The following is a 7,225-nucleotide window of genomic DNA, read 5'->3' as shown; positions in this document are numbered from 1 at the left end:
GCGTTCTACAGGAATTAACTGCCTGTAAAGGTCCGATTCGGTTCAACTAACATTCAGTGGAAAAATACGTTCCGCTGAATGAAGTTTCACTTTATTGATGAATGGGTGTCTTTGTTTCCACTGCTTGCTTCAGTGCCTGCAGTATGTAGCCGATACCACGATACTGCAATAATGGAAATGTTCTGTCGATGTCACTTGTGAAAGTCCCGTTAATAATGGGCTTATATTTTTTCCCTGTGAGCACAACAAGATTGTCAAACTGGTCCAGCTGCTTTTCCTTTACTTGCCTGATTAATGTATCAAACGTTATGATTTCATCACTTTTTTGGTTAAACGTGACATCATACTGCCCGTCAACAATATCGTCCGCAAACAAAAAACCATGTTTGGCAGACAAGATCACCCACTTGTCCGTAAACAATTCCGCATACTGCCGAGAGCGTTGGTGCAATGTGCCAATGTATGCGTCTTTTGCCGGTACCGCCCCCAGTTCAGGATACTTATCCCAGATTTTTTTCCTGCCGCATGGGATAATGCTTAACTCACGCATATCTTTCACTCCAAATCCAGTATTAGTATAGCATTTTCTAATGTTTAGGAAAAGACACATCCGGGTAAATATCTTTAATTCAAAATAAGTAATATAAAATTACTTGACATCATTTATTTATAATTTTATACTTAGTTACACAAAGTAACTATTGGAGGGATTTACATGGCAAAAACAGCCTGGAATGTTGACACAGTACACAGTGAAGTAGGATTTAGCGTCAAACATATGATGATTTCGAAAGCAAAAGGAACGTTCAATGAATTTGATGCTGTCATTGAAGCTGATCCGGATGATCTGACAGATTCAAAAGTCGAAGCAACTATTGATGTATCCAGTATTGACACCCGAAATAAAGACCGTGATGATCATTTACGTTCAGCAGATTTCTTTGATGTCGAGAACCATCCAAAAGCGACATTTACTGCAACAGATATTGAGAAAAAATCTGATAACAACTATGATGTGACAGGTGACTTAACACTTGTTGGCACAACAAAGCCGGTTACATTTAATGTTGTATTTGAAGGACAAAGCAAAGATCCGATGAGCGGTAACATGGTTGCCGGATTCAGTGGTGAAACAACCATCAACCGTAAGGACTTCGGTCTGACCTGGAATGCTGCTGTTGAAACAGGCGGCGTACTGGTTGGAGATGAAGTGAAAATCAACTTCGAGATCGAAGCCCATAAAGCTGAATAATGCCTATCGAGAATAATAGATGTCACCCATGACGGGTGGCATCTATTTGTGTTTTTGGAGGTGTATGGGAATTAGCCTCCTAGCCTCAGTAACTATCACAATCGGGATTTCAGGAAGTAAACAAATATTATCTCCCCCTCTTTGTTTGATTTCTCCATTTTTGAGGAATGTAATCTTATAGACTTATATTTTCAAAGGAGGATCAACATTGGCATTAAATGTAACTGAAAAACTGATCAAAGATCATCTTGTATCAGGAGAAATGGAGCCCGGCGCGGAAATTGGCCTCCGAATTGATCAGACTTTAACACAGGATGCAACAGGAACAATGGTCATGCTTGAGCTTGAAGCAATGGGGCTTGACTATGCCAAAACAGAAGCATCTGCCCAATATGTTGACCATAATCTCATCCAGGAGGACAGTAAGAACCCTGATGATCATCTATTTCTGGAAAGTGCAGCACAGCGGTTCGGGCTTTATTTTTCCAGACCCGGACATGGCGTGAGTCACCCTGTTCACATGCAGCGCTTGGCTGTACCAGGAAAAACACTGCTGGGTTCTGACAGTCACACCTGTGCCAATGGATGTATGGGAATGCTTGCAATGGGCGCAGGTGGTATTGACGTTGCGATGGCCATTGCCGGTGAACCAATTTACATTAAAATGCCCCAGGTGATGGGTGTGAAATTGACTGGAAAACTGCCTGACTGGGTAAGTGCAAAAGATGTTATCTTAGAAATGCTCAGGCGACATGATGTAAAAGGCGGTGTTGGAAAAATTATCGAGTATTATGGACCAGGACTTGATAACTTATCAGCTATGGATCGCCATGTGATTGCCAATATGGGAGCTGAACTTGGCGCAACAGCAACCGTTTTTCCGTCAGACAACGAAATCAAACGGTTTTTAGCCGCTCAAAATCGTGAGAACGATTGGGTTGAACTGACAGCAGATGATGGAGCAACATATGATATACATGAAGCAATCCATCTTTCAGAATTGGAACCGTTAGTTGCCAAACCTTCCAGTCCGGGTAACGTCGTTCCAGCCAGAGAACTTGCTGGTACCCCTATCTATCAATCTTACATTGGGTCATCTGCAAATCCGGGACACCGTGATTTTGCTATAGCAGCCGAAATTGTTAATAATCGCAATATCGCAAATGGCGTATCGTTTGATATCAATCCGACATCCAGGCAAATGCTCACTAATCTGGTAAAAGAGATGCATATTGCAAGCCTGCTGCAATCAGGTGCAAGACTTCATCAGGCAGGATGCAACGGCTGTATTGGCATGGGGCAGGCACCGGCATCAGGACGAAACAGCTTGCGGACAACACCGCGAAACTTCCCAGGCAGATCTGGTACAAAAGAAGACAGTGTCTTTTTATCCAGTCCGGAAACAGCAGCAGTATCCGCATTGACCGGTGAAATTACTGATCCCCGGACAGTTAGCTTTTCTTATCCGGAAATCTGTGATCCAAGTGAACCTAATGTGGATGACCGCCTGCTGGAACAACCGTTGCCAAAGGATGAAGCACAAAAAACTAAGCTTGTAAAAGGTCCGAACATCGCTTCGATTCCGGAGATGGATTCTTTGCCGGATATACTGGAAGTACCAGTTTTATTAAAAGTTGGTGACAACATATCCACTGATGAAATTCTTGCTGGTGGGGCACGTGTACTGCCCTACCGCAGCAATCTGCCTGAAATCAGCAAGTTCACCTATGAGGATGTAGACCCGACATATGTTGACCGGGCAGTGGATACGAAAGAAAAAACCGGCCATACGATTGTCGGCGGATTTAACTATGGCCAGGGATCAAGCCGTGAGCACGCCGCCCTTGCCCCCCGTTACCTTGGGCTGCGTGTTGTACTTGTGAAAGATTTTGCCCGCATCCATTGGCAAAACCTTGTCAACTTTGGTGTTCTTCCACTTAAGTTCACCAACGAAGAGGATTACGAAAAACTTGAAAAAGGGGAAGTGCTTCAATTCAGAGATTTACGCAATCAAGTGAAAAATAGCGATTACATCAAGCTGAAACTGGCCGATCAAGGTGATACTATAACGGCCGAACATCATCTGTCCGAACGCCAGCGCGATGTTATCCTGAGCGGCGGACTGATTAATTGGATAAAAGCGAGACAAGACGGTTTAAACTGAAAAACAATAAATTAAAACCCGTCCGTTCTTTTAAGTAGGACAGACGGGTTTTTTTCTAATGTTCACGCCTGGATTACGCACACATTAACATGGCATTCCTACGCCCGTCTACGCATCAGCCAGAGAAAATATGGTGCCCCGATAATGGCGACGAGTATTCCGGATGGGATTTCATTTGGCGCAAGCAGCGTACGGCTCAACATGTCAGCCATAACTAGCAACGCACCACCTACCAGCATCGTAACCGGCAGCAGACGCTGGTTGGAAGGTCCGACGAGCAATCGGGACAGATGCGGCGCGATCAAGCCGATAAATCCGATTGTACCCACTGCAGCTACACTGAATGCTGCCAGCAATGTTGCCAATAATGCCAGTTGAAACCGGACAGGCATCACTTTCAGCCCTAGACCTTTAGCCGTATCATCTCCCAATGATAATGTATCGAGATCACGAATCCGCACCATTAACAATGGAAGCAAAATGACAACAGGCCAAATTAAGTAATTCAATAACTCCGACCAGCCTCTGGCATATGTTGTTCCAGACAGCCACGTTAATGCGGATGCCACATTCATATCCGCCTGAACGACCAATATTTGAATAATCGCCTGTCCAAATGCAGATACGGCAATTCCGAGCAATGCCAAAATTGTTGGCTGAAATTGCGCGCGGGTGGCCATCAGCATGACAAACACGAAAAATAGAATAGATCCAATCATAGCCCCGAATGGAATCCAAACAGCTGCTACACCGAACACATACATGGTCAGCAGAGCACCAACGCCGGCTCCTGAAGTAATACCGATAACAGACGGATCAGCCAATGGATTGCGTAGTACACCTTGGAAAACAAGTCCGCTGACTGCAAGAACCATACCACTGATCAAAGCAACCAATGCCCGCGGCAATCGTAAATCCATCACTAGACCAAGCATAAAGTCATCTGACTGTCCAAATAGTGCATGCCAAAACAAAACAGGTTCAAAACCATAATTCCCGGATGCCAGACTGATAAACATCGTCAGTAAGATAATGATGAACAATACAGGAATAACGACTTTTATTGACAAACTTGCAGATGATTTCCCGGCAATGACAGATGTATTTTCATCGCCGTATTTAAACCGTTTCATCCGCAGTACCAGGTAAATAAGCCAAGGTGCACCGATAAGCGCAGTAACCGCACCTACAGGCAGCTCGGAAAATGACGGATCAATCACACGTGCCAACACATCCGCAAATAATAGCACATTGCCGCCCCAGATAAATGACGCAATAATAAGCGGCAGGTGCCTGCGATAACCGATCAGCTTGATAATATGTGGTGCCACAAGCCCGACAAATCCGATCGGACCAACGACACTAACCGTAACAGACGTCAGCAGTACAGCTGCTGTAATCGATACAAACTTAACAAGATGCACATTCTGTCCCAGCGCAGTTGCTACATCGTCTCCCAACGTAAGCGTGTCCATTCTAAAAGACATGACTAAAATAACGATTAGTCCGAATGCCACGACCGGCAATGAAAATCGGACACCGCTCCAGTCATTTTGCACAAGTGTACCTGAACCCCATAAAAACAATCCTGCTGTTTCATTCTCATAAAAAATCTGCAGGACGCTCGTCAAAGATGAAAATAAAAACGTTACAATCATTCCGGCCAATACCATACGGACTGGTGATGTCCTGTTTCCGCCTGACAACACAAACACAATCAGAAATGTCAAGATGCCGCCGACAAACGCAGCGATAATGCCATTTCCAATTAACGCTGCCGGAAAGAACACTGTACTGAAAACAACAGCAAAATATGTACCGGAGTGAATTCCCAGTGTACTTGCCGATGACAGTGGATTTTTTGTGACTGTCTGCAGGACAACTCCGGCAACAGCCAGTGCACCACCGGCCATAATCCCCATCATAGCCCTGGGCATTCTTAAAATGCGAACCGTATGATGTTCTAGATTATTTTCAGGGGAAAGTATTGCATCAATTACCGTACCAACGGAAATGGACACATTTCCCTGATTAATATGTATTAATGTTAAGATGCACAAAAGGGCGGTTCCACCTCCAAAGGTGAGAACCGCAATTATTATATTTCGTAAACCGCTCGTCATCCAATCACTCTTTTAACATAGCATCGGTCAACTGTTTTGCTAACACCTGATTTGACAGGACACCACCGAATGTCCAAGTATCATCAGGTAATCGGTGAGTGTTGCCATTTTCTACATAGCTCAAATTCTCCCAGGCTGGGTTGCCTTTGAAATCTGACTCAATTATATTGTCATCTTCCTGAACAATATACAGAAATTGCAAATCTTCTTTATCCTGGAAATGCTGCAGTGCTTCCAGCGTTACTTCACTGTATCCGTACACTTCTGGTTCATCTGTCTGATATACATTCTCAAACCCGAGTTTATTCATGACTTTCCCAACCATTGAATTATCCGTAAACAACCTCAATGTTGGTGTGTTTTGTGACGTGAATGCCTGTGTAGCAATAAATTCTGATCCTTCCAGCCCAGCGTCCGCAATACGCTCCTTTTGTTCTTCAATAAATGTATTCAAATCAGCGATAACCTGTTCAGCTTCCTCCTGCTTATCCACAATTTTGGCAACTGTTTCCAATTCGTTTATCATATTCCCATAATGATCCTGAATAGCTTCCTCTCCATAAGGCGCAAACATAACAACGGGCGCAATTTCTTTTAATTGATTCAAATACTGTTCATGACGGAATTGAACAGCGATAATCAAATCTGGATTCTGCCTTCTTATGGCCTCAAGATTTGGTTCCTGCCGAGTACCGACATCTTCAACACTTTCATCAAATTCCTGATCAATATTCACCCATTGATGAAATCCATCAAGATCAGCAACCCCAGCCGGCTGAACACCAAGCGCAAGCAGATCCTCTGCATAGGACCATTCCAATGACACAATATTTTCCGGTGTGCCTTCAATCGTTTGTTCTCCCATTGCATCTTCCACCGTTACCGTACGTTGATTGTTTTCAGCGCCCTCTACATTTTCATCAATTTCTTGATCATCCTGATCATTGCCCCCGCATGCTGCTAAAAATGATAATAACATGAATAAGAGCACAATTGTTAGTTTTTTCATGACTTCACTTCTCTCCTTCGTGTGATCGACATAAGATTTTTCATTTATGTAGCGAATAAATAATAATTGATAAAGATTCTCATTATCAATTATTATATTACTTGGGGTAACAATCACTGTCAAGATAATTTTTAATCACTCGTTAATTGAACAAATTAATTTTTATATGCCCGCTTTTTCCTTTGATAACAATATGATAAAAAAAAGCAATGACATCGGCAAGAGCATTTTCCAATAATTCCTGGTCTTTTGCCAGTTCAAGTTGTTCGATGGCCTCTTCATAATGATTGGCGGCTACTGGAAATGATGGAAGCTGCTTGTTTAACTTCGCCATTTCTAAATAACAGATGGCTTTTACATTTTTGGCTTGTCAGTGATCTCCAGCACAGATCACTTTCTGAGCGCAGCAACGCTGATTTATGCAGTACATTCGGGTAAGTGACTCGTTCGAATTCTTCTACAAGCTCCTCAAGCTCTTCTTTATATTCCGATGGCATATTATCTTAAAAAAGTTCATTCACATTCAACACATCCATGACCATTCCCCTCCCCACCTAAAGTTTAACCAAACATAATGATTAAATAAAGTGAAACTGCATTCAGCGGAACGGGCTTCTACGCTGAATGCTAGTTGAACAGCATCGGACCTTTACGGGCAGTTAGCCGGCGTTTTTAGA

General features: G+C 43.3%; 6 protein-coding genes. 2 read left to right on the top strand and 4 right to left on the bottom strand.

Annotated elements, in window-relative coordinates:
• Nucleotides 1-91: 91 nt before the first annotated feature.
• Entirely contained in the window at nucleotides 92-550 is a 459-nt protein-coding gene (locus BM195_RS17880; protein WP_090241676.1) for a DUF6884 domain-containing protein, read from the bottom strand.
• A gap of 165 nt (nucleotides 551-715) precedes the next feature.
• On the opposite strand from BM195_RS17880, the gene BM195_RS17875 reads away from it, so the two are divergent.
• Nucleotides 716-1,252, top strand: coding sequence for a YceI family protein (locus BM195_RS17875; protein ID WP_090241672.1), 537 nt, complete (start codon nucleotides 716-718; stop codon nucleotides 1,250-1,252).
• A gap of 208 nt (nucleotides 1,253-1,460) precedes the next feature.
• Nucleotides 1,461-3,416 carry an aconitate hydratase gene (locus BM195_RS17870; RefSeq protein ID WP_090241669.1) on the top strand — a complete coding sequence of 652 codons (1,956 nt, stop codon included), beginning with the start codon at nucleotides 1,461-1,463 and terminating at the stop codon, nucleotides 3,414-3,416.
• A 98-nt stretch (nucleotides 3,417-3,514) separates the two neighbouring features.
• Here BM195_RS17870 and BM195_RS17865 read toward each other — a convergent pair whose 3' ends face one another.
• The 3 genes from BM195_RS17865 to BM195_RS17855 all read right to left on the bottom strand — a co-directional run bounded on the left by BM195_RS17865 (nucleotide 3,515) and on the right by BM195_RS17855 (nucleotide 6,882).
• Nucleotides 3,515-5,539 (bottom strand): iron ABC transporter permease, encoded by a 2,025-nt coding sequence (locus BM195_RS17865; protein WP_090241665.1) that lies wholly within the window; start codon nucleotides 5,537-5,539, stop codon nucleotides 3,515-3,517.
• Between the two features lie 4 nt (nucleotides 5,540-5,543).
• Complete coding sequence (locus BM195_RS17860) at nucleotides 5,544-6,548, bottom strand: ABC transporter substrate-binding protein (protein WP_090241663.1); 1,005 nt, start codon at nucleotides 6,546-6,548, stop codon at nucleotides 5,544-5,546.
• A 142-nt stretch (nucleotides 6,549-6,690) separates the two neighbouring features.
• Complete coding sequence (locus tag BM195_RS17855; RefSeq protein WP_090241660.1) at nucleotides 6,691-6,882, bottom strand: hypothetical protein; 192 nt, start codon at nucleotides 6,880-6,882, stop codon at nucleotides 6,691-6,693.
• Nucleotides 6,883-7,225: the final 343 nt, after the last annotated feature.

It is taken from the genome of Lentibacillus halodurans, assembly GCF_900112045.1.
GTDB lineage: Bacteria > Bacillota > Bacilli > Bacillales > Amphibacillaceae > Lentibacillus > Lentibacillus halodurans.
The sequence above is the reverse complement of the archived record's forward strand: the minus strand, read 5'-3'. Positions and strand labels throughout refer to the sequence as shown.